Below are 26,328 nucleotides of genomic sequence, written 5' to 3'. Positions count from 1 at the left end.
CTCTAAATTTGAAAAGCCTATTTATGGCACATTATTTCATTCTGTGACTGCTCAATTGAAAAACAACACAAATGATTAACATTAATTAATGGTTCGGGCGAATGTTAGTTAATTCTAATTAAGTCAGAGGGTTATAAAAACGCCCCGCAATGCAGGGCGATTCAATCATTGTTATAGGGAGGCTTCTTTTTCAAGCATTAAGGCATTATAACGCGCAAAACCAGCCTCTAAATCAGCGATCAAGTCATTTACGTCTTCTAAGCCAATATGAATACGAACCAAAGTACCTTCAAAGTGTGGGTGAGCTACGGTTCTCAGGCTGTTAAAGCTCTTAGGTTCGTTAGCTAGAATGAGGCTTTCATAACCGCCCCAAGAGTAACCCATACTGAAGTGTTTCATACCATCAAGCAGAGCCGTCGTCGCTTTTGGATAAGACGTTTTGAGAACAAATGAAAACAAGCCGTTTCCACCTGTGAAGTCTCGTTTGAAAAACTCATGGCCAGGGCTTGTTTCTAAAGCTGGATGGCGGACATGATCAACTTCTGGGCGAGAAGCGAGCCACTGAGCGACTTTTAAACTGCTTTCTGCGTGCTGTCTTAGGCGAACATCCAACGTGCGAATACCTCGAAGACCTAGGTATGCGTCGTCAGGAGAAACGCACTGACCCATCAGGTAGCTTTGTTCACGAAGCTGATCCCAATACTTTTCAGAAGCCACAGCAGTACCTAGCATGACATCTGAATGTCCAACAATATACTTAGTTGCCGCTTGAATGGAAATGTCTACGCCATGCTCGAAAGGAGAGAAGTTCACGCCTGCTCCCCATGTGTTGTCAAGCATCACGATGATATCTTGCTCGTGGGCAATGCGCGCTAATGTAGGTACATCTTGGACTTCCATGGTTATTGAACCAGGAGACTCCAAGAAAAGGACTTTGGTATTCGGCTGAATCAAGTCTCGGATACCTTCACCGATCATTGGGTCATAATAGGTGGTTTCGATGCCCATCTTTTTCATGATGGTGTTACAAAAGTCACGAGTTGGTTCGTAACAAGTGTCCACCATTAGAATGTGATCGCCAGTTTCAACGAAAGAGAGGATGACATTTGAAATTGCTGCCGTTCCACAAGGGTAAAGCGCGCAACCAGCTCCACCTTCAATCTCAACCATTGCGTCTTGGAAAGCAAAGTGCGTGTTGGTGCCTCGGCGACCATAAAACAACGTTTTGTTTGCACGATTAATGGTGGCTTGGTTCTTTTCTGCAACGGTATTGAATACCACAGTTGAAGCGCGTTGAACGGGTGGGTTTACAACACCATTTGTCCACTTTTTATCGCGGCCAGCGGTAATGAGTTTGGTTTTTTTTCCCTCTGACATAAAAGTTCCCTGTCTTAAATATTGCGGTTTGGAATATTTAAAACATGGACGACGTAGGTTATGCAAGGGAAAAGTCAACTATCAGCCAATAACAGCCAAGATGAACAGGTAATGATGTCGAGAGGTATCGTGTAGATAGGGAGCTAAAAGAACAAACCTCCAGCAGGATGCATGTAGCGCTGGAGGTTTTTTAGCCTGTGTATTTGAGGTATTAGAGGAGTGGATTGAAGAGATAGAACACTCGCTCTAAGAACCGAGAAAATAGGCTCCTTTTCTCCCATTCTTCCAATACAACAGTGTGAGATTGCTTAATATAGCTATCTTGTAACCAAGACATTTGCTTGGTGAACTCTTCGTCGTCAACGGCGAGGGTCACTTCGAAGTTCAGCCACAAGCTGCGCATATCCATGTTTACGGTGCCAACTAAACAGAATTGGTCGTCAATTACGACAGATTTTGTATGCAGCAAACCACCATAAAACTCATAAATCTTGACCCCTGAACTCAAGAGCTCACTATAAAAAGCGCGTGACGCCCATTGCACCATCATAGAGTCATTTTTATGTGGAATAACGAGTTCAACGTCAATGCCTCGTTGTGCTGTCATCTTTAACGTTTCGAGTAAATCAGCATTGGGCACGAAATATGGTGTTGTGATTCGTACCGAGCGATTGGCTTGGTTTATTGCCAATGTTAATACTTGATAGATCAGATATTCCGGCATACCTGGGCCAGAAGGCACAACCTGAATAGGGTGTTGGAATTCACTCTCATCGATCTTGCATTCAGGTAGTCTTGGTAAATGACGTTCGCCAGTTTCGACTTCCCAATCCCAACAGTGGATGGCACTCAATACGTTTACCGTTGGTCCTGTAATACGAACCATGATATCCACCCAATGCCCAACGCCACTATTTTGCTTGAAGTAAGCCGGGTCAACCAAGTTCATTGAACCGGTATAAGCAATTTCATCATCAATTACGATGATCTTGCGATGCTGGCGAAGATCAAGACGACGTAAGAAAATACGCCACATCTTCACTTCTAACGCTTGAATAACTTCAATTCCAGCATCCTGCATCATTCGATACCAAGGACTTCTGAAAAAACGCGGGCTACCTGCTGAATCGAGCAATAGCTTGACATCTACGCCGCGTTTAGCCGCTCGGATAAGTGCAGAAGCGACAGAGTCAGCCAAACCACCTGGATGCCAAATGTAGAATACCATTCGAATACTGCTCTGCGCGTTTTCGATGTCTTCAATAATGGAATGCAAAATCTCATTAGGTGACTGTTGCAGCGACAATGTATTACCGCTCAATGCGGGAAGACCAAGGCGGTTGTTACATAGTTCATCAATTCGGTAGATGTGCCTTCCCATCGTTTCTGGGTTGTGCGCGTTACAGTCGTTAAGCTGACTGAACCACTTCTCGAATGGTGTAAACATCTCTTTTGCGCGTTCGGCCCGTTTTCTGCCTAAGTTCAGTTCACCGAAGAGGAAATAACACGCGACACCCAGAACGGGAAGGATATAAATGATCATTAGCCAAGCTAAAGACACGCTCACTGCACGGCGCTTTAAAACGACACGAATGGTCACACCTGCGACCAATAACCAATATAGCCCGATGCCAGCTAAAGTAAGAAAGTGATAAAACTTGTCCATATACGCTCAGAGTAATATGCCCTTCTAGGATATTAAGCATAAAAGTGGGTTGGGGGAATAGATTTCCCATTTAGACATGGGATTGACCTTATATGAGGAACGAATTTCATAACAGCTGATTCTGTTATTTTAATGTGAAAAATAAGGTCATTCTTTAACTTTTGAACAAAAAAGCAGCATTTAACCTGCGTAACTCGACACTTGTGCGATAAATGTACTTTTTTGGGGTTCCAATTTTAAAGGGGAGCTGCTTTACTTTCTAGACATAGTGCGTCGAACGCTTATTTTATAAGTGTACAATAATTTTTACATAAACTTTTTAGACGCCTATCTCTATGCATACACAACAAACTAATTTTGGAGAAAAAGCGTGGCTACAACTAATACAGCAGCACCACGTGATACGTGGGGGTCTAAACTAGGCTTCGTAATGGCAGCAGCGGGTTCCGCTGTCGGTTTAGGCAATATATGGAAATTCCCTTACACAGCAGGTGAGAGTGGCGGCGGTGCATTCGTTGCTATCTATCTTATCTTTGTAATTTTTATCGGCTTTAGCGTGATGCTGACAGAGTTCGCTATTGGTCGTAAGACAGGTCTTTCTGCCGTAGGTGCATTCAAAACAACTGACCGACGCTGGACGTTCACTGGCGTTATGGGAGTCTTCAGTGGTCTTTTGATCATGGGCTTCTACCCTGTGGTTGGTGGTTGGGCATTGGCCTACATCTTTAAAGTGGGTGGTGGTCTACTCAGCGCGCCAGAAGCAATTGGCGACAGCTTTGGCGGTTTCATCTCAGATCCGATTCAACCTTTAATGTGGATGGGTGTTTACCTGTTCCTTAACGTCATGATTGTGATGAAAGGGATCTCGGGTGGTATTGAGAAAGCTGGTAAGGTTCTGATGCCGCTTCTGTTCTTAATCCTAATCGTTGTTTCTGTTAAAGGCTTGATGCTGCCAGGTGCAATGGCGGGCCTTGAGTTCTTATTCATGCCGGACTTTTCTAAAGTCGACAGCAATGTGGTTCTTGCTGCACTAGGGCAGGCGTTCTTCTCACTTAGCTTAGGTATGGGTTGTATGATGACGTACGGTTCTTACCTGAAGAAGAAAGAGAACCTAGTTCAAACAACCGGTATGGTTACTGCGATGGATACAGGTGTCGCGATTCTTGCTGGTGTTGCTATGTTCCCAGCAATGTTTGCCTTTGGCATGGAGCCTGCAGCAGGCCCTGGTCTTGTATTCGTTGTCGTTCCTCAGCTATTTGCTGAAATGGGCGGTGTGATTGGGTTGCTATTCGCATTGCTATTTTTCATCGGTTTGACGGTGGCGGCATTAACTTCTTCAGTATCACTATTGGAAGTTGTCGTGTCTTACCTAATCGACGAGAAAGGCATGAAGCGCTCTAACGCTGTTCTGTCTGCAAGTGCAGTTATGGCGGCATTATGTATTTTTGCGTCACTATCGTTAGGTGGAATGGGACCAACGCTGTTTGGTACCGGTGCCTTTGATATCTTTGACTTACTAACGGACAAAATCTTCTTAGCGGTTGGTGGTATGTTGGTTTGTATCTTTGCAGGATGGCGCCTAAGCCGTGCTGAGCTAGAAAAAGAGATCACTAATGACGGCGAAGTATCCTTCCCGCTATTTGGATTGTGGTACAACCTAGTTAAATACCTGATTCCTGTTGCGATTGCTATTGTTGCCTTCATGGGGATTAAGTCTGGCTTTGATAGTGGCAAAGGTGAAATCATGCTGCTGGGTATCGCAATCATTGGCCTTGCTGGCATTTTCTCGAAGAAGCTTTAGCAAAGACCTTGGGGCATGCCTCGATAGCTTTGTCCGGTAACTTATGTATACTGCTGGCTCCAAACGTGGAGCCAGTTTTTTATGTTCGATATTCTACATACCCATCCCGATTTTCTGATCATCAATAAGCATCCCTACGTCTCTGTTCATAAAGACGATGGCGACACAATGCTGCTGCAAGAAGTGGCTAAGCAGAGTGGTGATGAGCAGCTCTATCTTATCCATCGCTTGGATAAAATGACATCGGGTATTCTGCTCCTCGGACGCAACGCCAAAGCGGCCAGTACGTTATCGCAAGCTTTTGCTGACCGCCAAGTAGAAAAGTTCTACCTAGCGATTGGCTCTAAAAAGCCGAAAAAGAAACAAGGTTTGGTCGTTGGTGATATGGAGCGTTCGCGCCGTTCATCATGGAAGCTGGTCAACAGCAAAAATAACCCAGCCGTCACCCAGTTTTTCTCTCTTACGGCAGAGCCCGGAGAGCGCCTATTTTTATGTAAGCCACACACTGGTAAAACGCATCAAATCCGCGTGGCATTAAAATCGGTTGGCTCAGGTATTGTTGGCGACCCGATTTACAATGCAGGCAATGAGGCTGATCGCGGTTATCTGCATGCATTTTCACTTTGCTTCCAATACCGAGATGAGCAATATCGCTTTGTTTGCGACCCACGAGAATACCAAGTGCTAGGTTGCAAATGGCGCAGTGAAACCGTCTCCCAGGGTTTGGATACTTGGCTTTCCCCTTGGGAACTGAACTGGCCTACGATCAAATAACCGTCACAAAGAAAACTAATAAGAGAACTCGATGCAAGCATCACAACTTCCGCTGTTCTTTCAGCATCTAGAAACCGAGCTCGCGCAAGCTCCTAACGAAATTCGTCGACTGTTTCATGGTCGTGGCCGTCGTTTTGAGGGCCTAGAGCAAATCACCTGTGATTGGTTACAAGGTCAGTTGATCATCAACTTGTTTAAAGAAGTCGACGACGCGTTTCTCGCTGAGCTGAAAAGCAGCCTCAATGCGTTGGCACAATCACCACTGTGGGCAGACAAGCAAGGTCGCACTATGGTTCTTCAGCACCGTTATGCCGATGGTGCGCCTTCAGAAGTGCTTGTCGGTGAATTAGACGCTCGCCCTGTCGTTGAAGAAAGCGGTTTGAAATACCAATTGGATATTGGCCGCAATCAAAACTTCGGTCTGTTTTTGGACATGCGCTACGGTCGTGATTGGGTTCGCGAAAATGCGAAGCAAAAAAACGTGCTCAACTTGTTTGCTTACACGTGTGGCTTTTCTGTCGCTGCCATTGCGGGTGGCGCAGATAAAGTGGTTAACGTCGACATGGCAAAAGCGTCGCTGTCTAAAGGTCGTGAGAACCACAAGCTAAATGGTCATAACATCAACCAGGTAAGCTTTATGGGGCACGATATCTTTAAATCGTGGGGTAAGATTAAAAAATCTGGTCAGTATGACTTGATTATCATCGATCCGCCTTCATTCCAGAAAGGCAGCTTTGCGCTGACGAAAGATTACAAAAAGATTCTACGTCGATTGCCGGATTTGTTGGCAGACGGCGGTCAAGTGATGGCATGTGTGAACTCGCCATCTGTGACAAGCGACTTCTTGATTGAAAGCATGAAAGAAGAAGCGCCAGAGTTGACATTCCGTGAGCGTCTGGATAACCCACCAGAGTTTATGGACGTAGACAGCGAAGCAGCATTGAAAGTGTTGCTGTTTAGCGAGAAGCAATGACGACGAAACGAAAGTTGTACCTATCTATAATACCAGCCGTTTGAGTACGGCTGGCATTTCCGCGATACCCCGTCAATCTGAATAGCGAGACGCGAGTGTGATTCAGAGTCTATTATCAGAATGAGTTATTCTTAACACGCTGATATTAGGTTCCTGATCTCGCCTAGGCTCGCCGGAATGACGGGAAACAATAAAAGATTGATACCAGCAGCATTAACCGATCTGCACTTCAAGATCCGCTTCGATGGTTGATGAGCAGGCGAGCACATAGCCTTGTTCAATTTCTTCTGGCGTCAATGTTTCTAGGCTGGTGGAAGAGACGTTGCCTTTACGAACCTTGCATTTACACGAGCCACAAATCCCGCTTCGACAAGCGACGATTAATGGTAAACCTGCGCCTTCGAGCACATCGGCCAGTACCTGACCTTTTTGCGCATCGATGCTTTGAGCAAAATCAGGAACAGAAACGTTAACCGTCTCATCGGAGACCGATGTTTCTGCGCCAGTCGCAGGCGTAAAACTCTCTTGGTAGAAGTTCGTCATGTCAAAACCAAGGTCATTCAAATAGCCGTGAACATCTTGCATAAACTGGCTTGGACCACACAGGTAAACGGTGCGTTGCTTGAAATCAGGAACAAGCTCTTTAAGCCAGTCGGCATTCAAACGACCTTGTGGGTGTGACGTTCCTTCGCGGTTTTTCAGCAACAGCTTTAAATGGAAGTTGGGATACACAGCGTCGAACGTTTCTAGCTGATCGTAGTAAATCGTCTCTTCTGGGCTGCGTGCGATATGAAGAAATGCGATGTCCACATCGTTGTCGTCTTCATCTTGATTATTCAGCCAGTGTTTTGCCATCGAAAATACGGGCGTGACGCCGCAACCTGCACTGATAAGCAAGGCTTTTGTTTCGCCATTACGTAAAACGGGTGGGTGGTCAATGCAGTTAAACTCGCCCGCTGGTGGTAATGCTTGAACGGTATCACCGAGCAGCAGCGAGTCAACGATGTAGTTCGATACTTTACCGCCAGATACTCGTTTGATGGTGAGTTGAAGGTGATCGTCTTCATTGATAGAGCTGATTGAATAGGCACGAAACTCCATTTTTCCATCAATTTCGACGCCTAAGTTAATAAACTGGCCTGGCTTAAACTGAAACAGAAGTGATTCGGTTAGTTCGGCCAATTTGATGCTGACGGTGTCGTGTGTTTCGAAGTATTTGTCGATGCAACGGAGTGTGACGGGTTGGTTACCTTGCCATTCAAAAAACATAACAATCTCTTTGGTTGTGGCTATTTTTAGTTCGAAATAGATAGCGCCTCCACGTAAGGAGGCGCGAACAAGCAAGTTTATTAAGCTGCTAGGATGGCTTTTAGATCATCCTGAACATTGCCAATACTGCGCATATCGAACTTCTCTTGGATGATGGCGATTAGGTTTGGCGTTAGGAATGCCGGTGCAGTAGGGCCTGTGTAAATGCCTTTCACGCCCAATGCAAATAGCGTTAGCAAGATAACGATCGCTTTTTGCTCGAACCAAGAAAGCACAAGCGTGAGTGGTAGTTCATTGATATCACAGTCAAACTCTTTCGCCAGTGCAAGTGCAAGCTGGATTGCAGAGTAAGCATCGTTACATTGGCCCACATCCAATAGGCGAGGGATGCCGTTGATATCTCCGAACGTATTCTTGTTGAAGCGGAACTTACCACACGCCAAGGTCAGGATTAGCGTGTCTTCTGGCGCTTCAGCCGTAAAATCGGTGTAGTAGCTGCGTTCCGCTTTATCACCATCACAACCGCCGACTAGGAAGAAGTGTTTGATGTTGCCTTGCTTCACTTGGTCGATAACCGCAGGGGCGGCGTTCATCAGTGCATTGCGACCAAAACCAACCGTGATGTGGTGTTCGATTTCATCGTGTTGGAAACCGTCTTGCGCTAGAGCACATTCAATCACTTGGCTAAAATCATCGCCTTCGATGTGAGCCACACCAGGCCAGCCAACAATACTACGAGTGAATAAACGGTCTGCGTATTGACCCACATTTGGATTCAACAAGCAGTTTGACGTCATTACGATTGCACCAGGGAAGTTTGCGAATTCTTTCTGTTGGTTTTGCCATGCGCTGCCGTAGTTGCCGACAAGATGAGGATATTTCTTCAGCTCAGGGTAGCCGTGTGCAGGCAGCATTTCACCGTTGGTATAAACGTTAATGCCCTTGCCTTCGGTCTGTTGCAGGATTTTTTCTAGGTCATGCAAATCATGGCCAGAAACAAGAATACATTTGCCTTTTACTGGCTTGACGTTCACCGTGGTTGGTTCTGGATGGCCGAAGGTCGTTGTTTCACCTTGGTCGAGCATTTCCATCACTTTGTAGTTCATCAGGCCGATGCGCATTGAGCAATCAAGTAGTTCGCCAAGATCTTCAGGGTCTGTGCCCAACCACGCCATGATTTCATGGTATTCGGCATAGATATCGTTGTTGGTTTGCTCAAGAACACGTGCGTGCTCCATGTATGCTGCGGCACCCTTAAGGCCGTATAGGCAAAGTAGGCGTAGGCCAATAACATCTTCATGTACTTGGTCCTTACCACGGTTAACCGCGACTTGAGGAGCAAAAGCTAAGATTGCTTCTGCGCTATTTGGTAGCTCAAAGTGAGCAACAACAGGGATGTCAGCAACTTCGGTATCGGCGAGTGTTGCAGCAGACATTACTTGCTCTTTTAGCAATGCTTTGTACGTTGCCGCTTGAGAAGTTAGCTCTAGGACACGTTCAGGGTCAAAGTTTACGTTCGTCAATGTAGAGAAAAATGCCTTTGGTGCCCATTGGTTGATTTCATCGTTAATGATGTTGAATTCAAGTGCTTTTGATGCCCAAAAAGAAACCCCTTGCAGTGTGTAAACCAACACATCTTGAAGGTCAGATACTTCAGAAGTTTTACCACACATACCTTGTGCAAAAGAACAACCTTTAACAGCAGGGGTTTGAATTGTCTGTTCACATTGAATACAGAACATATTGGGTTCTCCAGTGATTGTTTTAATAGTCGTGATGTTGACCACTAGAGAGCAGAATGTGTGCCAGTTTTTATCTTGTTGATTTGTATTGAATTTTATCAGATTTAGGAGAGTGGTTGATGTAATTAAGACAACGGGCTTGATGTCTTAATTACATCGGCTTCTTGTGGTTGGTTATTTATTGATCCCGAGCTTTTTACCCATCCGATATAAGTTCCCGCGATCCATTTGTAAAAACTCCGCTGCTTTTGCCCAAACGCCACCAGTTTGGCTCAAAGCATGTTCAATTAAATCACGTTGATAGCTTTCTATTAGCTCTCGCATTGGTTGGCTTTCTTTAGGCAGATAATGCGATGTGTTTTTTACATCATCGAGAGCCAGTGAGGTGTCAAAATGGTTAAGCATGATCGTGCTTGCACCTTGTTGAATAGCGTGTAAAGCCGCGCGAGTTAAAGTGTGTTCGAGCTCGCGTACGTTTCCGTACCAAGGTAAAGACTCCAGTTGAGTCAACACTTTAGGGTGAACGTGCAGATTGGGCGCATTAAATTGTTGGCGTACCTTTTCTAACAGATATCCTGCTAAAACGGGAATATCCCCGTCACGGGCACGAAGTGGGGGGACTTGGATTGGGAATACATTTAAACGGTGGAATAGGTCTGCTCGAAATGTGCCAGCTTCGACCTCTTTTTCTAATTGTCGATTGGTCGCGGCGATGATGCGCACATTGACCATCAAATGCTGATCGCTACCCACACGTTGCAGCTCGCCTTGCTGAATTACGCGCAGCAATTTTGCTTGCAAAATCAAAGGCAGTTCGCCCACTTCATCAAGGAAAATCGTTCCACCGTCTGCCAGTTCAAACTTACCGGCACGGTGGCTATTAGCACCTGTAAATGCGCCTTTGACATGGCCAAACAGTTCACTCTCAGCCAGACCTTCAGGCAGGGCCGCACAGTTGACGTAAATCATCGGCTTATCGCTACGATGAGATTGCGCGTGTACCGAGTGCGCGACCAGTTCTTTACCAGTACCGGTCTCTCCTGTGATAAGTACCGCGTAATCTGATTGAGCAACAGTCGCAATGTTGTTTCGTAACTGGTTGATCTGCGGACTCAAACCCACCATTTCACCATGTTGAGAACGGGCTTGCTGGATAAGGGTTTGAGTGACGCTTTTTTGCTTCTGGTTTTGCGCTTTGAGCGCTTTTAATTGAGCTATGTTACGCAATGTCGCAGCGGTCAAAGCCGCAAAGGTTTCGATAGCGACAGGATCGATGCCATCAAACGCGCCCACTGTTAGTGCATCCATCGTTAGTGCGCCAACAAGTTGGCCTTCGACATACAAGCTAAAGCCCATGCAATCGTGAACATCAATGCATTGGTCTTCAGTTAATAGTGTGCCGTCGAAAGGATCCGGCAGTGAACAATCGGCATCGAAACGCACCGGTTCACGGCTATGAATAATGGCATCTAAGCGAGGGTGCGCCTTGGGGAAATAGCGACGACCTAAGACCGAGCTGGATAAGCCTTTTACCGCGACAGGAGTTAGAAACCCATCCTCATCGAAGATAAACAGGCAGCTCGCATCACATGGGAATACTTGCGCGACCCCATCAATGAGATTTTGATATTGCTGCTCGTGAGAACGATTTGAGCTGAGGTTTAGCGCAATATTAAGGAGTACGTGGTCAACAGTCGGAGTCATAACAAGCCCAAAGTTATCTGGAATGGGCTCATGCTAGCAACTTGATGTCATTTGAACATCGAAAGGTGTGGGAGATTGATGTTCCATTGACGACGATCAAGTTTGATACGAAAAGAAACGCGCAAGTTAACAAGCCAGTGATGTAAGCTTGCGCGGGTTAGGTGTTTGAATCAAAGCAGGCCAAAGGTTTGGTTCGTCCGAATTAACGAGGAACGACTCTGGCGTCATTACCAGAAACATTGATTTGGACCGCTTGGCCTGGTTGGAAAATCATGTTTGGATTTGCTTCTTGAACAATAGAGATAATCTTTCCGTCCTCTAAACGAATGGTCAGATTCACGCCATTTCTTTTCGCGGTTGCTTCAGCCGCTTTGCTGCCTGCATAGCCACCCAATAGACCACCACCAATGGCAGCGATATCCGAGCCAGAACCGCCCCCAACTTTTGAGCCTAAGATCCCGCCCACGGCAGCACCAGCGATGGTGCCAATGGCATTGGATTGGGTAGAGGCATCAATGGTTACGGGTTCTACTTTTTCTACTGTGCCGTAGTAAACCTGCTGAACTTTGCGAGTGTCGGATGAGCCGTATGCATCTCCGTACGGGTTAGGTGAGCTACAGCCGCCAAGCACGAGCACACAAGTAATGGTGAGCAACATGCCTAAATTGATCTGTTTTTTCATATAGCCTCCGAATGGTTTCTTCATTCAAAGAGTATATACCCCAATTTAACCTGCGTTTTGGTGCTTTATAAAACAGTGGCTTAGCGGCCTGTCCCTTAAGGAAACGCGATTGTCTAAGCAGTATTAATGATCGTTAAGCGTATGAAACCCTGAATAAATACGTGTAAAAGTAGTAAACCAGCATGCCGCGCCAAAGATATACGCGATGACGGCAAAGTGTTGCGGTAGCAAACAAAATAAAACCAAGCAGCCAATGGTTTCTGTACCTTCGGTTAAGCCGCTCATGTAGTAAAGCGATTTGTTTTTATATACCGGATTATCGATGCCTTGTTTTCCTGCCATGATGGCAAAAGCCAAAAAGCTACTACCAGTGCCGATGAAGGAAAAAATCAAAAATGCGCCTGCAACGGCATTGTGTTCTGGGTTGGCAAGCACAAAGCCAAAAGGAATCAACGAATAGAACAAAAAATCTAAGCTGATATCAAGAAAGCCACCCGCATCGGTAATGCCTTGAATCCTTGCCAGTGCACCGTCTAACCCATCACAGATTCTGTTCAGCAAAATAAACAGCAACGCCAACAAGTACTGTTCGGCGATCAAAGCAGGCAGGGCAAAACAGCCAAGCACAAAACCAAATACTGTCGTCTGATTTGCGGTGATGCCACATTTATCGATATATGTCGCACTGAGTGCCAGCGGTTTGCGGATGAGCTTTATACTCAGGCTATCAAGCATGATTTGTCTCCCACGGCCAGTTTAGGCAGCGGCTGCCATCAGGAATATCATCTTCATCGTGCGTTACCATCAAAGTAGGAATGTTCGCTTGCTGCAATTGTTCGACCACCCAATTGCGAAATTGTACACGCAGGTCTTTATCCAACTTGCTATAGGGCTCATCAAGTAGCGCAACTTTCGGCTTTGCTAGCAGCATACGAGTCAATGAAATACGGGCGCGTTGCCCTCCCGAAATTTGGTCAGGAAAGGACTCTGCTAGTTTGGTCAATGAAATGTTCTTCAGCGCTTGCATAGCGTGAGCTTTACGCTCTTCACCTTTGATTGAGTTTGGTAGCGCGAAGGCAAGGTTCTCCCACACCGTTAAATGAGGGAAGAGCAAATCTTCTTGGAATAGAATACCGACCTGACGCTTATGGGCAGGGAGGGCATCCAACTTTTCGTTATCAAGCGTAATGGATCCAGAGTAGTTGAACTCGGCGGATAGGTGCCCGGCAATGGCATCCAACAAAGTGGATTTACCACAACCACTTGGTCCCATCAGAGTAACAATTTCACCTTTCTCTACAGTCATGTTGAACGCTGAAAAAAGCGTGTCGCCATTGGCTTTACGGATGGCGAGGTTTTCGAGACAAAGACTCATTCAGTAGTAAACCTTTTATAGACAAGCGGCGATACTTCATGTGTAAGCGGCTTAGTAGTATCGCAAAAGAGAAGAACAAGAACGGCAAGAGTGCTTGCCAAATGGCGTAAATCGCGGTGACACGTCGGTCAAAACCACTGGATAGCGCAACGGCTTCGGTTGTGATGGTGCTAATGCGCCCAGCCCCTAGCACCAATGTCGGCAGGTATTGCGCCAGACTTACGCTAATACCGATAGCCCATGCGAATGCAATCGCATGCAGGAGGATTGGTAGTTTCACTTTTAACCAAGCTTGCATCGGTGATTTACCCAAGCTGAGAGCGACACGAGTTAACCCATTGTCGAAGCTGCGCCACGGACCGTCTAGCGAGAGGTAAATAAATGGGAACGCAAAGAATACATGCGCCCAGCATACCCAAAAGAAATACGCGTTACTGTTTAAGTACAGTGTTACCACTTGCATACCGAATAGCACGGATAGCTGAGGAATCAGCATCGGGATGGCGATGATGTAACCGGGCACCTGCCAGCGATAACGGAGACGATACTCATGTGCTATTAAAGCAAGAACTAGCGCGACAGTCGCGCTGATTAGGGCGATTGACATACTTTGTTCTAGAGTCCCTAGAATACTGTGCCATTCGTATTCCCAAAAACGCAGGCTGTAACGGCTTGGGAGCAAATCTGGAAAGCGCCAACGTTGGGCAAAGCTCCACAGCACCATGAGTGGAATCATTAGAAGTGCAAGTAGAGCAATCAGTGAAAATAGGGTTTTACCGGGTAAACGAAACCCGTTTCGACCAGAGTACTGCCAGCGTTTGAAGCCTTTGGTAATACACCATTCCATTAAGCGTGCAAATCCAATCAAAACGCTAGCGATCGCAAACAGTATTACTGCGCCAGCGGCAGCTCTTGGTAGGAGCGATAAATCTGGATCGTTAAACCATTGCCATACCAAAACCGCGAACGTCGGTGGGTTGGTAGGGCCAATAATCAGGGCGACATCGACAACGGACAAACTGTAAGCCAATACCGCCAGCATTGGGAAACGAAGTTTTGCTAACCATTGCGGAAATACGCATTTCCACCACGTTTGCGCGGAACTGTAGCCCATCGAGTGACTGACTTTTTCAACCTTATCGACTTTCAATTGCTGAAGGATCGGAATACTCATCAACAATAAAAACGGCACTTCTTTAATCGCAAGCATGATGACCAAACCGAGTGCATGTGGGTCTTTAATCAGCAATGCTAAGTCATTCACCGTTTGTGCATTCGGGTCGTAACCAAACAGTTGGTTGAGAACACGAACGCCCATACCAGTTGGGGCAAACAAGAACGCAAAGCCAATTGCAAACGCGACGTGCGGCATAGCGAGAAGTGGGGAAAGGCTAACTTCAATTTTTCGCCAAAACTTGCTGCCCCAAGACGCCTGTAGAATGGCAAACGTGATGAAGCAAGCCAAGTAGCTACTGAAAATGGCGGAGTAGAAAGTAAGCCCGATGGATGTCCAAACACCTTCCCAATCAAAGACGGCATTGAAGCCATCAAAAGAAAAGTGGTGTAGACCGATAGGAGGTACATAACCGAGCGCAGAGACCACCACTCCAAGTAGTCCCGGAATGGTAGGCAAAATACAAACTGCGATAATGACTAAATACAGCGCTCTTAACATGGATTCTTACTAATTCCCGTAGCGTTTCAACCATTCTTTTTCTAACGCCGCTTGCCAACTTGGATGTGGCTCAGCGATAGATTTGAATTGTTGAGTGTTTTTGGCTGAACCAGTTAGGTATTGGTTGCTTAGTACCGAAGGGTCGCCCCAGATGTTTAGGTTACCTTTGCGAGACTGTGCTTCAGGGCTCAATAAAAAGTTTATCGCAACTTGTGCACCAGCACTGGCATTTGCGTTCCAAGGAATCGCTAAAAAGTGGATATTTGAGAGTGCTCCTGCGTCCATTGCGTACGCTTTGGTGCTCTCTGCAAGATTACCGCTCGACTGCGCAGAGAAAACCGCGTTCGGGTTAAAGGTAATCGCCAGGTCAGTCTGACCATCATCTAGTAGCTGAAGGGTTTCTGCTGTACCGCCTGGAAACTGCTTACCACCGCGCCAAGCGACTTTATGGAACTCATCTAGATAAGACCACAGCGGTTGAGTGACTTGCTCAAACGTGTCATCGGTAACTGGTTGTTGCAGCTCAGGGGCGTTGTTAGACAGTTCAATGAGTAATGCTTTGATAAAGCTTGTGCCATGAAACTCTGGTGGTCGAGGGTAAGTCAGGCGATTCGGGAACGCTTTTGCATAGCTCAGCATTTCTGCGAATGATTTTGGAGGGTTATGGAGGGTTTGCTCGTCATGGATAAACACTAATTGTCCTACTCCCCAAGGTGCTTCTAGACCTTCTGTTGGCTCGGAGAAGTCCACATCAATTGGTAGAGATTTATCCACATATTGCCAGCTTGGCAAACCTTCGACAAAAGGACCAAATAGCAATTGGTTGTCCTTCATTGATTTGAAGTTTTCGCCATTGATCCAAACCATATCAACACTGCCACCGCTGTTTTTGCCTGCCGCTTTTTCTGCGATAAGTCGAGTAGTGGTCTCAGAAATATCAGTTACTTTAACGTGGTTTAGCGTCACGTTATAACGTGATTTTAGCTCTCTACTCGCCCACTGTATGTAGCGATTAATTTCTTGGCTTCCGCCCCAAGCATGAAAGTAGACGGATTGCCCGTCGGCTTGTTGTTCGATTTTTTGCCATTCGCTATTCACTGATGAATCGGCAAAAGAAGGTGTCGCAAAAGTCGTGGCTAAAATGCCAATGCTGCTGAGTAGCTTTTTCATATCTATTCCGTGTTATGTCTTTTGGTGCTTGCTTTCGTTTCTATTGACGTTTTCGCAAGTCGTTCCGCTCTGTTACAAGGATAGTAATTCATCTCTCTCTATTATCAATGCCAATCCCAAACGGAATCACTCATTGATTCAAAGAATTACTCTCAATGTGAAGCAAAACGAAGAAAGGACAAATTTGGTGTCATTTTAGGAGCGGACCGTTTGTTTGAGGATATTCTTTCAAGTAATTGAAAATTATTGTCCCCAGAGATATGAATAGGTTGTTTTACAGAGCAAAATTGATGTTTAAAGCATGGAATTGAGGGCGAAAAGAGAAAGAAAGTTGGCCATTTAAATGACTTTGGCATGCATGACTAACGATTCATCGATATAAAAAAAGCAGCCGTTCGGCTGCTTTAAGATACTATCTGGTTTACTTAGTTGGGATTAGTTTACCCAGTCACGTAGTGTAAACGTCAATTCGTGATCGGCACTTTTCAGAACAAGACCATCTGTAGTTAGCGTGATATCGCTCCAGTTAGATAGTGTTTGTGTCATTGCGTTTTCGATCTTCATTTGATCTTCCATACACATCTTCATGGTCATGCCCATTTTTTCGATGCGTAGTTGGTTGTTTTTCAGCTCGGCTTGACCGAAGAAGTTGTTACAACCTGCGTTGCCGTTTGCGGTTAGATTTTCACCGATTTCTAGGCGAGCCGCTTTTTGGTGTTCGTCTAGAACGATATTTTTGCCATCAACTTGAACAAGTTCCCAGTTGTGGTGCTGCAAATCTTGAGCCGTTATTTCTTTCACATCATCACCGTTGCTAGCACAAGCAGTCATAAGAACAGGGAGAGAGATTGCTGTAACTAACGTTTTTAGGCTAAGCTTCATTTTATAGACTCCGTTTTTATAAACGCGGTAAGTATAAGTAATAAAACACTGTTTTTGTCAGCATAAGGTTATGGTTTCGTATGTTTTTGACATAACGAAGCATATAGCAAGTTTTGTTGCTGACTAATCTTCTCATTATTTAAACTAGGCCAATACGCCCTAATATGGAAAGAGCGGTTTTAGTATGGAGCAACTGGAGTTTTTTACTGTCCCAAGCCCTTGTGTTGGAGTATGTACCTCCGATGAAAAAGGGTATTGCAAGGGGTGTATGAGAAAGAGAGAGGAAAGGTTTAATTGGCTTAACTTAACCCCCGCTCAGCAGTTGCACGTTATTAAGTTGTGTCGTCAAAGGTACAGAAGAAAGATGTTGGCAGGGAAGACGAAGCCAGAACAGCTTCAAGATGAGTCATCGCCTCAACAAGACTTATTCTAGAACTCTTGTTCAGTCTGTGGGGTTACGCCTTCGCTTTCGGTTCTGATTAGGCTTTTACATATTCCCGGTCCGGCAAGGTGTCCTTTAAGAACCGGGAATCTCCTATCCATTTTCCCTATAAAGCGGTAATTGGCGTTATTTCATCGACCAACGGTCGCTAACCCAGCCTCCCGCTTGTTCGTCGAAGTGATTTCCTGAAAATCGATGATTGAATTCAACATCTAATTTACTTGTTGGGCGTTCATCCATGAGTTGATGAATGTATCTCGCCATAGGATCCGTACAAGCTTCACGCTCTCTACGGGTAACTACTTCTTTGATCATTTGGAGTCTGTAGCTATTGCTGGCTCGTTTCATTTTTGACCTCCAGAACTCGATGGCAGCAGTTTGAACACATTGACGTCCAGATCGCTGCTCATTAGTGTGCGCGTGGAGGCACATCACCATCGTTTGAAGTCCAAAGACAAATTGTTTGAGAGCAGTGTTTGTAACGCCATTCACATCTTTCTCAGAATCATTGACTGTGCGATTGAAAATGTTTCGCGAAATTTAGCCGATGAACCTGCATATTTAAAAGACCTTATCAAACATAGAAGCCCAACACAGGGGCGTCAATAACACAAATGAACAATTTTTGAACATATTGTGAAGGTGGAGAGTTTTCAGTAATTTATCGAAAATAAAAAACCGAAGCACAAAGCTTCGGTTTTAAGGAAAGCCCTGACGAAATTGCTTGTAAAAGCTCTTAGCGCCAGGGGTAAGGTGTTGAGTATTAGCTACCAGTTGCAGGACAGCCTTTTACTGGTTGGCCATTACTGAAGTATTTGATGTTCTCTAAGTTCTTGTCGTAGTTATCCGCAGAGATTTGTGGGTTGTTTACGAAGAACTCGCGCAAAACGTATGCATCAGTTAGCTGTGTAGATTGAACATCGATGATTGGATAGTTATCGCCACCAGCAGCACTGAAGCTGATTACAGAGAATGTGTACGTTTCGTTTAGATCGAAGCCTTTATTGTTAATATCGGTAATGGTTACTGAGCCAGCATCACAATTTACATCTAAAGTGATGTTATCTAGTTGAGCGTAAGCACCAGACCCTGCAGATTTCGTCGCAACCACGTCTAGGTATTCTTTAACTTCTTTACCTGTCATAGTTGCTTTAGTCACGAAGTTACCAAATGGCTGAACCGTTAGTACGTCACGGTAAGTGATATCACCATCTTGGATTGAATCACGCACGCCGCCAGAGTTCATCACACCAAAGTCAGCATTTACCGTTTTGTAAGTACGGTATGCCTCGCCGAGTAGGTGACCTAGGTTAGTTTGTTGAGAGCGAACTACGTTACGATCACCTTCTAACTTACCCGTCGTATTAGAAATCTTCTCATCTAATAACTCTTGACCTTGTTGTTGGTATGGCAGTAGTAACGCTTTTACTGTTGCATCTTGTTGAATTCGTTCACCGATAACTTCATCGTTTTCGTCTAGAAGGTTTACAGGAATCAGTGCGTAGTTCGCTAAGTGAAGCTTGCCGTCGTAGTATTCGAAGTCAGCACGACCCACATATTTACCCCACTCATGCGCTTGCATAATCCAAGTGCCTTTTTGTTGGTCTGGGGCACAATCATCCCCAGGTTTGAAATCAGCATACTCATTGGTACCTGGTTCCATACATACAGGGTTTTGCGAGTGACCACCGATGATAGCGTTTAGCTGTCCTTCTTCAAGAGAGCGAGCGAGTTTCACGTCACCTGGTGCTTCACTACCGTTTTTACCATCTTCGTAGTGACCCATGTGCGTCGTTGCAAATACTAGGTCTACCTTTTCGTTCTCTTCGATTTCCTTCAGTACCTTTTTGATTTCTACTTGAGGGTCTTCGAAGTGGATGTTTGATACGTTGTCTGGATTGACTAGCTTCGCAGTGTCTTGCGTTGTTAGACCAATAACAGCGATCTTAAGGCCGTTGATAGTAAATACTTTGTAAGGGTCGAAGTAACGCTCGTTTGTATCTTTTTTATAGATATTCGCAGCCAGCATAGGGAAGTCAGCTAGCTCGGCTTGCATATCGAGAATATCTAGTGAGTTATCAAATTCGTGGTTACCGACAGCCATTGCATCGTAACCAAGTAGGTTCATCCCTACGAAGTCTGGAACCGCATCTTGCATGTCTGATTCTGGTACACCGGTATTAATATCACCGCCAGATAGCAGAATGGTTTCACCGCCTTTTGCTTCGACTTCTGCGCGGATAGATTCGATTAAAGTGTGACGCGCAGCCATGCCGTATTCGCCGTCGCTGTTATGCCAAAAGCGACCATGGTTATCGTTAGTGTGGAGAACGGTGAACTTAGTACAAGAATCTGCAGTCTCGCAGGTTACTGGAGAATTGTCGCTGTCTGAGCCGCATCCTGCTAGCGCAGCGCCCACTGCCACTACCAAAAGAGATTTGGAAAACTTCATAAGGGATCCTTTCTTTGTGATTTTGTTATTGTTACGGCGTGAAATATACGGAATTAATGTGAAACTTTAGTGATCTATCTCTTATTTATACTTCTATCGGAGCAATGAATTAATAAGCCTGCAAACTACGTCTATAAATAAACAGAATTGGTATTTAGTATTTATTTTATATAGCTAGCTCTATTTTTTGTGAGGTAGTTAATTGAATGTGTGTTGTTTATGTGAATCAATGCGCATTTTTGCGAAGTATTACGCTGATTTTGGTGATAATTTTGCCAAGTTTATGTTTTCCCTAATAGGTATGACACAAATCGTTATAAATTTTCGCTCTAATGATGAGGGGCTCGGTTTGTATGCATAATGAACAGCACAGAACTTAAACTCATTTGATCATGGCTTTATTCTGCCTAACTCTATCAAAAATTGTATTTATCTCTTTACTATAATTGCGATCGTTTAGAAACCTTATGCTTTAGGCATCGTTTATTTATCCTCATCCGATACCTTATCGTGCTTATTCCGCATTTGACACTTGAGTGTTTAAACAAATAGATTCAACCTAATGAGTCAAAATGAAAAGTAAATAATGGATCGTTCTTCTTCGAATATTATGATGTGAACTATCATTTAATTAATGAAAATGAAATGGATTAATGTAAAGCGTTGCGACTGTAGCTGTAATCTTTGAGCTTTGGTTTAAAGGGTAGGGTTAAAAGAATTTGTAAATGGTTAACGCTAATAAAGGATGCTTATGAGATACACAGTAAGGGACGCACTCAAAAAGGAGGTAGCCCAAATCGCCAAGATACACGTTGATTCTTGGCAGGTGGCGTATAAAGGATTAATGCCAAAGAGCTACATAGAGCAGTTTACGATTGAGCGTCGAGAAAGGATGTGGGCGCGAGTGATGACGGAGCAACTGGCCCAATTGATCGTAGTTGAGAGGCAAGGAGAAATTGTTGGCTTTTTAAGTTACGAGTTACCTAACCACACCAGCGAAGATAAAACGGCATTAGTGACATGTTGCTACGTTACGCCGCTACATTATGGGCAAGGAGCAGGAAGTGCACTGTTAGATGAGTTAGAGACACGTTTGCTCTCTACGTCAGTTATGCAGATCAGTTTGAAAGCACTGGATACTAATCAACAGGGGCTTAACTTTTACAAGAAGTGTGGTTTTGTGCGTACTGGAGAGGAAGAGTCGGAAGTGATTGAGAGTATGACGCTGACCGATCTCACTTTAGTGAAGTATATTGCCCGTTCATAAATCAAATGCTATATGCCAAATATAGTAAAACCCCGGAGGTGGTAAGACTCCGGGGTTTTGAAATTTTGTAGATGTCTCGGTTGGTAAATCCGATTATCTTTTATGCAAAAGGTTTGGATTTAATCCGATTAATTCCTTGGTAGGGAATTAGATACGGATGAAGTCCATGTGTTCAACTTTTGGCTTGAACGCGTGACGTTGAACGTCTTGTGGCTTAACTTTAACTTCTTTGCCATCGATAACTAGAACGATGCCTTCGTAGAATTCAGGCTTGTCCATTTGGTTTACGATGTCGTCGTGGTTAAGAACGATAGCTACTGCTGCTTCTTCACCGCCGTATACAACTGCAGGGAATTTGCCAGCGTGACGTAGGCGGCGGCTCGCACCTTTACCTAGTTCAGTACGTACTACTGCTTCGAATTTCATAGTATTTACTCTCAAATTAGTAAAAATCAAATGTTCACAATCAACAATGCGACCTTGTTGTTCGTGGTAAAGCTTGAAACAGGAACTGTTCAAGCGAGCGCGGATACTATCATTCCACTTATAAATGGGCAACCCAAATCGTATCCAAATCAACAAAAAGGTATGATTTAGCGGGGTGGAAGGCTATCCCTTTTAATGCTTTGCTTGGATTTTGTTCACATCGACTTCATTTTCATCGGTTTACTGATCATGGTCCGAAAAACAAAGTTTATGTGTTATATGCTTTATGTTCGGCTGAGATGTAACACTAAAGATGCTTTTAATCCACCTAAAGCGCTTGTATCCAATGTTAATTGACCTCGGTAACTGTGTGCCATTTCACTGACTATGTTTAGACCAAGACCTGAGCCAGGGGTTGTTTCATCCAATCTAACTCCTCTCTTGATTACTTGACTCAGTTTCTCTTTAGGGATGCCTGGCCCATCATCTTCAATAATGATGTGTATATTTTCCTTATCCTGAGAGGAGTGCACACGAATCATGCTGTTGGCCCACTTATAGCCATTTTCTAGCAAGTTACCTAGCATTTCATCGAGATCGGTCTGCTCTACTGCTACATTCAGCTCTGAATCAAGTTCATTAATTAAGGTAATGCTTCGGCTCGCATACACTTTATCAAACGCCATTGAGATAGCATCCACACGATCTGCTGGGTTCGACTTCACTGATAATATGTTCATCGACCCGGCCATACGGGCACGACCCAAATGGTAATCGATATGGTCTTGTATCTGATTGATTGGAGCTCGGAGACGGGATTGTGCCTCAGGTTCTAACGTCTGAACTTCATTTTTTAGAACAGAAAGTGGCGTTTTAAGTGCATGAGATAGGTTACCTGCATGATTGCGAGCTCTCTCTAGTAATTCTTGGTAATGGAACAGCAGAGCGTTGAGGTCGAAGATTAGAGGAGAAATCTCTTTTGGGTAGGTTTCTTCTAGACTCTTTTTGTTACCAGACTTCAGCTCGGCTAATTCTTTTTGTAGCTTTGTAAGCGGACTCAATGACCAAGCAATTTGCAGTAAAATGACGGTAAGCACGCCCGCGAATAATAAACCCAAAATAAGCCAAAGTTGGCCGATTAACGTTTGAAGGGTATTTTTAATGGGCTCTTCGTCAATACCAATAATAATGTGAATAGGACCATCGTAATCAGGAAGATACAGCGCTTTTTCTAGCGTAATTAGTTTTTCGCCTCTTGCTCCATACGCATCTTTATCCAAACCTTTGTATTCGATTTTTTTGTCCCACAAAGAACGAGAACGTTCGAGGCTTGCCTCTGTAGAGGCACTCCAATACAAACCACTGTAAGGTCGGTTAAATCGAGGGTCTGATAGCTGAGCTGCGAGTGAAAGATGCCCGGTGTTATCGACTTCTAACTGTGCGGCGACTTCATCCATAAAAATGCTGAGCTGTGAGCGAGTGTCATCAACCATATAGTTGTAGACCTGCGTCGGTATCGTCACACCAGCGGCGAGGATCATTGCCGTTAACCAAACGATCGCCGCTAAAACGAGGCGACTTTTGATACTCAGTCGTTTTATTGCGTTCAACGGTAGCCTGTTTCTATTCGGCATTTAATTGGTATCCCAACCCTCGGACAGTTTTGATGATCTTTGGTGCGATTTTTTTGCGAATTCGGCCGATAAAAACTTCGATTGTGTTGGAGTCACGATCAAAGTCTTGTTTGTAAATGTGCTCGACGAGTTCGGTTCGAGAAATCACTTTTTCCGGGTTATGCATAAAGTAAGCGACCACTTTATACTCTAGCGCCGTCAAGCTTACCGCTTGCCCTTGCCACATGACTTTAGAAGTGCGTGTATCCAAGCTCAAGTCGCCAATTTGCATCACAGGAGAGGCATTACCAGAGGCTCTTCGCAGCTGTGCACGAATACGAGCGATAAGCTCAACCATTTCAAATGGTTTAGTTAGGTAATCGTCTGCACCTGCGTTTAAGCCTTCAACTCGCTGCGTTAGGGTGTCGCGAGCGCTTAGAATCACGACAGGAGTATTAATGTTTTCATCTCTGATGCCTTTTAGGACGGTAAGACCATCCAGTTTTGGCAAGCCGAGGTCGAGAACAATGGCGTCCCATTCTTCCGAAGTCGCGCGATACAGAGCGTCTATGCCATCTTGGGACAATTCTGGTACCCAGCCGGTACTTTCTAATGTTTCGATGATTTGCTCGCCTAAACGAGGATCATCTTCAACAACAAGTATTTTCATATTGATGATTCTTATTATGTTTGGATTTTTATCGAAGTAAGCTACGCATCGCGTCTGGATTACGCATTAGACAAGTTTAGTTGTTTTGCGGCTTTAACGCTTTGTTAAAGCTGCGACCTTTGATCTCAAGCATTTCCAGCGTGGCGGCGTCGTACTCAACTTTCAGGACGCTATTGTTGTACAGAATTTTCAATTCATACACCCAAGCATCATCATCTTCTTCAAGCTCGACCTTGATGATGCGGCCGTATAGGTCGTTTTCTACTGCGGCGTAAAGTTCCGAAAATGGTCGTATATATCCTTGTTGAACCGCGCGATAGACCTCATCTTGATCTTCATCGAATTCGATGCGTGTTCCTGGCTTTTCGACATCTTGCACGATGGCGTGGCCATTTTGTGATGTGTACTCGTTGCCATGCTTGGCAAAACTTGGTGCACACATGAATGTCGTGATAAGGCCGAAAAGTAACGCAGAATGTAGAGAAGTCGTTGCTTTATACATAGTCAAACCTTTTCTGGAGCGTTAGCCGCAGTATATCGGATATAGATGAACAGAGAGTGAATCAGCTAATTAAGTTTTGCCATGTGTTGTCGATGTTATTTCAACTCATCTTCAAAAATCTTATCTCGCAGCTTCCAAAAGCGACCAGATTTTCTAGCAATAACAAACTGAGGCAAACGGAAACGATGTTGATTAGCGACAACGCGTGTCGGTGAAGCCTCTTCAAAAGGGCGATGCTTGTCTGCTAAGTGGGGACGTACGAACTGATCTTTAAACGTTTGTTTTTGTTTTTTGGTACCCAATGACCAAAACTCATGAACTAACGCATTGCCTTCGCCTTGGTATGGTTCACCAGAATACGTCACTTTTAGCTGAGATTTACCATCACTGGACTTAAATACAGATAGGTCCATTTCTGTGCATTCAAAGATTAATGCATCTTTGAGACTAAGGGCTTCTTTTAGCTTTTTATCTGGGTCAACGAGCGTCGCGTCACACTCATGACAAATTCGTGCAGCGATATCGTTGTCCGCACCACATTCACCACAGTATTTGGCACGAAAACGGTAGCCACAGTGTTCACGTTCGCCTGTGTCTTCATCTTCAAAGTAACCTTGGCAACGTCTGCCAAAGTGTTCAACCAAGAAACCGTTACTATCCAACTTACCCCAGAAGTTGTTATTGAATCCGCAAGCCGGGCAAGGAATCGTGATAATTTCACTGTCAGAGTCTGGTTTGGGATCACCGACTTCAGGTTGGTATAAATCGTAGCTGTTGCCTGCGTAATCAAGCACTAAACATTCTGATTTTCCGTCTGATAAGCGTAATCCTCGTCCTACTATCTGTTGGTACAGACTGACTGACTCTGTTGGTCGCAAAATCGCGATTAAATCGACATGCGGCGCATCAAAACCGGTTGTCAGTACCGAAACATTGACCAAGTATTTTATTTGGCGATTCTTGAACGCTTGGATGATCGCATCGCGCTCCGGCGTAGGTGTATCACCAATGACGATTTCAGTTTCGCCTTCTGGCAATAAACTGTGGATCTCCTGTGCGTGTCGGACAGTTGCAGCGAAGATCATGACACCTTGACGCTCTTTCGCATATTGCATGATTTGCTCAACAATTTGTGGAGTCGCACGTTTGGCTTTATCGATCACCATGTCCATTTCTGCTTCTTTGTAGCGTCCGGTGTTAGCGGGCTTCAGCTGAGAGAAGTCGTAAGACAAAACGGGCGCATCCATCATGCGGGCTGGAGTGAGGAAGTTTTCGTCGAGCAAGTAACGGATCGGCAGTTCGAAAATACAATCGCGGAAGAATCGAGGCTCTTCGGTTCGCACTTGACCTCGGGTGTGATACTGATAAATCCAGCCCATTCCTAAACGATAGGGCGTTGCAGTTAGTCCCAGCACCTTAATACCAGGGTTCAGTTCTCGTAAGTGAGTAATAACTTTTTGGTAGCTGCTGTTTTTGTCATCTGGCACACGATGGCACTCATCAATAACGAGCAGAGAAAACTGGTTTTTGAACGAATCTAAGTTACGTACGACCGATTGAACCGAAGCAAACACGACTTGCTGGTCAGTTTCTTTTCGTCCCAATCCTGCTGAGAAGATAGAACCTTTTAAACCATAACCTTCATACTTCGCGTGGTTTTGCTCGACCAGTTCTTTTACGTGGGCGAGGACTAACACTCGTCCTTTCGCAAGGCGAGCAAGTTCTGCGATCACCAAGCTTTTCCCGGCACCGGTTGGCAGCACGATCACTGCTGGTGTCGAGTGTTTACGAAAGTAATGAATAACGGCTTTAACCGAGTCGGCTTGATAAGGACGAAGTGTGTACATGAAAATATGTGAAATTGCT

Annotated in this window: 23 protein-coding genes; 5 read left to right on the top strand and 18 right to left on the bottom strand. The window is 44.9% G+C overall.

Annotated features, from left to right (window positions below):
* Positions 1-171: 171 nt before the first annotated feature.
* Together R7093_RS12900 and cls are read right to left on the bottom strand one after the other, a co-directional pair.
* A complete protein-coding gene (locus R7093_RS12900) occupies positions 172-1,377 on the bottom strand; it encodes a cystathionine beta-lyase (RefSeq protein ID WP_047100757.1) in 1,206 nt (401 codons plus the stop codon).
* 211 nt (positions 1,378-1,588) lie between these two features.
* Positions 1,589-3,043, bottom strand: a complete 1,455-nt coding sequence (gene cls, locus R7093_RS12895) for a cardiolipin synthase (protein ID WP_047100754.1) — start codon at positions 3,041-3,043, stop codon at positions 1,589-1,591.
* A 430-nt stretch (positions 3,044-3,473) separates the two neighbouring features.
* On the opposite strand from cls, the gene R7093_RS12890 reads away from it, so the two are divergent.
* The 3 genes from R7093_RS12890 to R7093_RS12880 all read left to right on the top strand — a co-directional run bounded on the left by R7093_RS12890 (position 3,474) and on the right by R7093_RS12880 (position 6,591).
* Entirely contained in the window at positions 3,474-4,844 is a 1,371-nt protein-coding gene (locus R7093_RS12890) for a sodium-dependent transporter (RefSeq protein WP_042522154.1), read from the top strand.
* Positions 4,845-4,925: 81 nt separating this feature from the next.
* Positions 4,926-5,618, top strand: a complete 693-nt coding sequence (locus R7093_RS12885) for a TIGR01621 family pseudouridine synthase (protein ID WP_047100752.1) — start codon at positions 4,926-4,928, stop codon at positions 5,616-5,618.
* A gap of 31 nt (positions 5,619-5,649) precedes the next feature.
* Positions 5,650-6,591, top strand: a complete 942-nt coding sequence (locus R7093_RS12880; RefSeq protein WP_047100750.1) for a class I SAM-dependent methyltransferase — start codon at positions 5,650-5,652, stop codon at positions 6,589-6,591.
* A gap of 213 nt (positions 6,592-6,804) precedes the next feature.
* On the opposite strand, the gene R7093_RS12875 is transcribed toward R7093_RS12880, so the two are convergent.
* The 9 genes from R7093_RS12875 to R7093_RS12835 form a co-directional block, all read right to left on the bottom strand.
* Positions 6,805-7,860 carry a hybrid-cluster NAD(P)-dependent oxidoreductase gene (locus tag R7093_RS12875; RefSeq protein ID WP_025766859.1) on the bottom strand — a complete coding sequence of 352 codons (1,056 nt, stop codon included), beginning with the start codon at positions 7,858-7,860 and terminating at the stop codon, positions 6,805-6,807.
* 80 nt (positions 7,861-7,940) lie between these two features.
* On the bottom strand, positions 7,941-9,602 hold the full coding sequence (gene hcp / locus R7093_RS12870) for a hydroxylamine reductase (protein ID WP_025766858.1): 1,662 nt from the start codon (positions 9,600-9,602) through the stop codon (positions 7,941-7,943).
* Between the two features lie 174 nt (positions 9,603-9,776).
* Positions 9,777-11,306, bottom strand: coding sequence for a nitric oxide reductase transcriptional regulator NorR (gene norR / locus R7093_RS12865; RefSeq protein WP_025766857.1), 1,530 nt, complete (start codon positions 11,304-11,306; stop codon positions 9,777-9,779).
* Positions 11,307-11,508: 202 nt separating this feature from the next.
* Complete coding sequence (locus R7093_RS12860; protein ID WP_031778989.1) at positions 11,509-11,988, bottom strand: glycine zipper 2TM domain-containing protein; 480 nt, start codon at positions 11,986-11,988, stop codon at positions 11,509-11,511.
* A 123-nt stretch (positions 11,989-12,111) separates the two neighbouring features.
* The gene (locus R7093_RS12855; RefSeq protein ID WP_005386693.1) at positions 12,112-12,723 is read right to left on the bottom strand and encodes a CDP-alcohol phosphatidyltransferase family protein; all 612 of its coding nucleotides are present in this window, start codon (positions 12,721-12,723) and stop codon (positions 12,112-12,114) included.
* The gene (locus tag R7093_RS12850; RefSeq protein WP_053307432.1) at positions 12,716-13,363 is read right to left on the bottom strand and encodes an ATP-binding cassette domain-containing protein; all 648 of its coding nucleotides are present in this window, start codon (positions 13,361-13,363) and stop codon (positions 12,716-12,718) included. Before R7093_RS12850 ends, R7093_RS12855 begins: the two co-directional genes overlap by 8 nt.
* On the bottom strand, positions 13,329-15,038 hold the full coding sequence (locus tag R7093_RS12845; protein ID WP_318146682.1) for an ABC transporter permease: 1,710 nt from the start codon (positions 15,036-15,038) through the stop codon (positions 13,329-13,331). The genes R7093_RS12850 and R7093_RS12845 overlap by 35 nt, the downstream gene beginning before the upstream one ends.
* 9 nt (positions 15,039-15,047) lie before the next feature.
* Positions 15,048-16,208 carry an ABC transporter substrate-binding protein gene (locus R7093_RS12840; RefSeq protein ID WP_042522009.1) on the bottom strand — a complete coding sequence of 387 codons (1,161 nt, stop codon included), beginning with the start codon at positions 16,206-16,208 and terminating at the stop codon, positions 15,048-15,050.
* A gap of 435 nt (positions 16,209-16,643) precedes the next feature.
* Positions 16,644-17,090 carry an META domain-containing protein gene (locus R7093_RS12835; RefSeq protein WP_042522007.1) on the bottom strand — a complete coding sequence of 149 codons (447 nt, stop codon included), beginning with the start codon at positions 17,088-17,090 and terminating at the stop codon, positions 16,644-16,646.
* Between the two features lie 184 nt (positions 17,091-17,274).
* Here R7093_RS12835 and R7093_RS12830 point away from each other — a divergent pair, with 184 nt between their 5' ends.
* Positions 17,275-17,523, top strand: a complete 249-nt coding sequence (locus R7093_RS12830) for a DUF1289 domain-containing protein (protein ID WP_005378062.1) — start codon at positions 17,275-17,277, stop codon at positions 17,521-17,523.
* A 135-nt stretch (positions 17,524-17,658) separates the two neighbouring features.
* Here R7093_RS12830 and R7093_RS12825 read toward each other — a convergent pair whose 3' ends face one another.
* Entirely contained in the window at positions 17,659-17,880 is a 222-nt protein-coding gene (locus R7093_RS12825) for a hypothetical protein (RefSeq protein WP_005386686.1), read from the bottom strand.
* A 415-nt stretch (positions 17,881-18,295) separates the two neighbouring features.
* Complete coding sequence (gene ushA / locus R7093_RS12820; RefSeq protein WP_042522004.1) at positions 18,296-19,984, bottom strand: bifunctional UDP-sugar hydrolase/5'-nucleotidase UshA; 1,689 nt, start codon at positions 19,982-19,984, stop codon at positions 18,296-18,298.
* A 751-nt stretch (positions 19,985-20,735) separates the two neighbouring features.
* On the opposite strand from ushA, the gene R7093_RS12815 reads away from it, so the two are divergent.
* A complete protein-coding gene (locus tag R7093_RS12815; protein WP_033905116.1) occupies positions 20,736-21,251 on the top strand; it encodes a GNAT family N-acetyltransferase in 516 nt (171 codons plus the stop codon).
* A gap of 147 nt (positions 21,252-21,398) precedes the next feature.
* Here the strand turns inward: R7093_RS12815 and rplY are convergent, their stop codons facing one another.
* The 5 genes from rplY to R7093_RS12790 form a co-directional block, all read right to left on the bottom strand.
* Positions 21,399-21,677, bottom strand: a complete 279-nt coding sequence (gene rplY / locus R7093_RS12810; protein ID WP_005378066.1) for a 50S ribosomal protein L25 — start codon at positions 21,675-21,677, stop codon at positions 21,399-21,401.
* A 284-nt stretch (positions 21,678-21,961) separates the two neighbouring features.
* On the bottom strand, positions 21,962-23,311 hold the full coding sequence (locus R7093_RS12805) for an ATP-binding protein (RefSeq protein WP_005378071.1): 1,350 nt from the start codon (positions 23,309-23,311) through the stop codon (positions 21,962-21,964).
* Positions 23,301-23,960: a response regulator transcription factor gene (locus R7093_RS12800; protein WP_005378073.1), complete on the bottom strand. Its 660-nt coding sequence runs from the start codon at positions 23,958-23,960 to the stop codon at positions 23,301-23,303. Before R7093_RS12800 ends, R7093_RS12805 begins: the two co-directional genes overlap by 11 nt.
* 76 nt (positions 23,961-24,036) lie before the next feature.
* Positions 24,037-24,402, bottom strand: coding sequence for a PepSY domain-containing protein (locus R7093_RS12795; protein WP_372008595.1), 366 nt, complete (start codon positions 24,400-24,402; stop codon positions 24,037-24,039).
* Positions 24,403-24,557: 155 nt separating this feature from the next.
* A complete protein-coding gene (locus R7093_RS12790) occupies positions 24,558-26,309 on the bottom strand; it encodes a DEAD/DEAH box helicase (RefSeq protein WP_047100738.1) in 1,752 nt (583 codons plus the stop codon).
* Positions 26,310-26,328: the final 19 nt, after the last annotated feature.

The organism is Vibrio sp. 1580 (assembly GCF_033340055.1).
The sequence above is the reverse complement of the archived record's forward strand: the minus strand, read 5'-3'. Positions and strand labels throughout refer to the sequence as shown.

What these genes read in the sequence shown, in the direction of transcription:
- R7093_RS12835 (WP_042522007.1), bottom strand. Translation starts at nt 17,090, where the DNA reads ATGAAGCTTAGCCTAAAAACGTTAGTTACAGCAATCTCTCTCCCTGTT.
- R7093_RS12860 (WP_031778989.1), bottom strand. Translation starts at nt 11,988, where the DNA reads ATGAAAAAACAGATCAATTTAGGCATGTTGCTCACCATTACTTGTGTG.
- R7093_RS12885 (WP_047100752.1), top strand. Translation starts at nt 4,926, where the DNA reads ATGTTCGATATTCTACATACCCATCCCGATTTTCTGATCATCAATAAG.
- norR (WP_025766857.1), bottom strand. Translation starts at nt 11,306, where the DNA reads ATGACTCCGACTGTTGACCACGTACTCCTTAATATTGCGCTAAACCTC.
- R7093_RS12790 (WP_047100738.1), bottom strand. Translation starts at nt 26,309, where the DNA reads ATGTACACACTTCGTCCTTATCAAGCCGACTCGGTTAAAGCCGTTATT.
- R7093_RS12890 (WP_042522154.1), top strand. Translation starts at nt 3,474, where the DNA reads ATGGCAGCAGCGGGTTCCGCTGTCGGTTTAGGCAATATATGGAAATTC.
- cls (WP_047100754.1), bottom strand. Translation starts at nt 3,043, where the DNA reads ATGGACAAGTTTTATCACTTTCTTACTTTAGCTGGCATCGGGCTATAT.
- R7093_RS12900 (WP_047100757.1), bottom strand. Translation starts at nt 1,377, where the DNA reads ATGTCAGAGGGAAAAAAAACCAAACTCATTACCGCTGGCCGCGATAAA.
- R7093_RS12830 (WP_005378062.1), top strand. Translation starts at nt 17,275, where the DNA reads ATGGAGCAACTGGAGTTTTTTACTGTCCCAAGCCCTTGTGTTGGAGTA.
- rplY (WP_005378066.1), bottom strand. Translation starts at nt 21,677, where the DNA reads ATGAAATTCGAAGCAGTAGTACGTACTGAACTAGGTAAAGGTGCGAGC.
- R7093_RS12875 (WP_025766859.1), bottom strand. Translation starts at nt 7,860, where the DNA reads ATGTTTTTTGAATGGCAAGGTAACCAACCCGTCACACTCCGTTGCATC.
- R7093_RS12825 (WP_005386686.1), bottom strand. Translation starts at nt 17,880, where the DNA reads ATGAAACGAGCCAGCAATAGCTACAGACTCCAAATGATCAAAGAAGTA.
- R7093_RS12805 (WP_005378071.1), bottom strand. Translation starts at nt 23,311, where the DNA reads ATGCCGAATAGAAACAGGCTACCGTTGAACGCAATAAAACGACTGAGT.
- R7093_RS12795 (WP_372008595.1), bottom strand. Translation starts at nt 24,402, where the DNA reads ATGTGTGCACCAAGTTTTGCCAAGCATGGCAACGAGTACACATCACAA.
- hcp (WP_025766858.1), bottom strand. Translation starts at nt 9,602, where the DNA reads ATGTTCTGTATTCAATGTGAACAGACAATTCAAACCCCTGCTGTTAAA.
- ushA (WP_042522004.1), bottom strand. Translation starts at nt 19,984, where the DNA reads ATGAAGTTTTCCAAATCTCTTTTGGTAGTGGCAGTGGGCGCTGCGCTA.
- R7093_RS12845 (WP_318146682.1), bottom strand. Translation starts at nt 15,038, where the DNA reads ATGTTAAGAGCGCTGTATTTAGTCATTATCGCAGTTTGTATTTTGCCT.
- R7093_RS12840 (WP_042522009.1), bottom strand. Translation starts at nt 16,208, where the DNA reads ATGAAAAAGCTACTCAGCAGCATTGGCATTTTAGCCACGACTTTTGCG.
- R7093_RS12800 (WP_005378073.1), bottom strand. Translation starts at nt 23,960, where the DNA reads ATGAAAATACTTGTTGTTGAAGATGATCCTCGTTTAGGCGAGCAAATC.
- R7093_RS12815 (WP_033905116.1), top strand. Translation starts at nt 20,736, where the DNA reads ATGAGATACACAGTAAGGGACGCACTCAAAAAGGAGGTAGCCCAAATC.
- R7093_RS12880 (WP_047100750.1), top strand. Translation starts at nt 5,650, where the DNA reads ATGCAAGCATCACAACTTCCGCTGTTCTTTCAGCATCTAGAAACCGAG.
- R7093_RS12850 (WP_053307432.1), bottom strand. Translation starts at nt 13,363, where the DNA reads ATGAGTCTTTGTCTCGAAAACCTCGCCATCCGTAAAGCCAATGGCGAC.
- R7093_RS12855 (WP_005386693.1), bottom strand. Translation starts at nt 12,723, where the DNA reads ATGCTTGATAGCCTGAGTATAAAGCTCATCCGCAAACCGCTGGCACTC.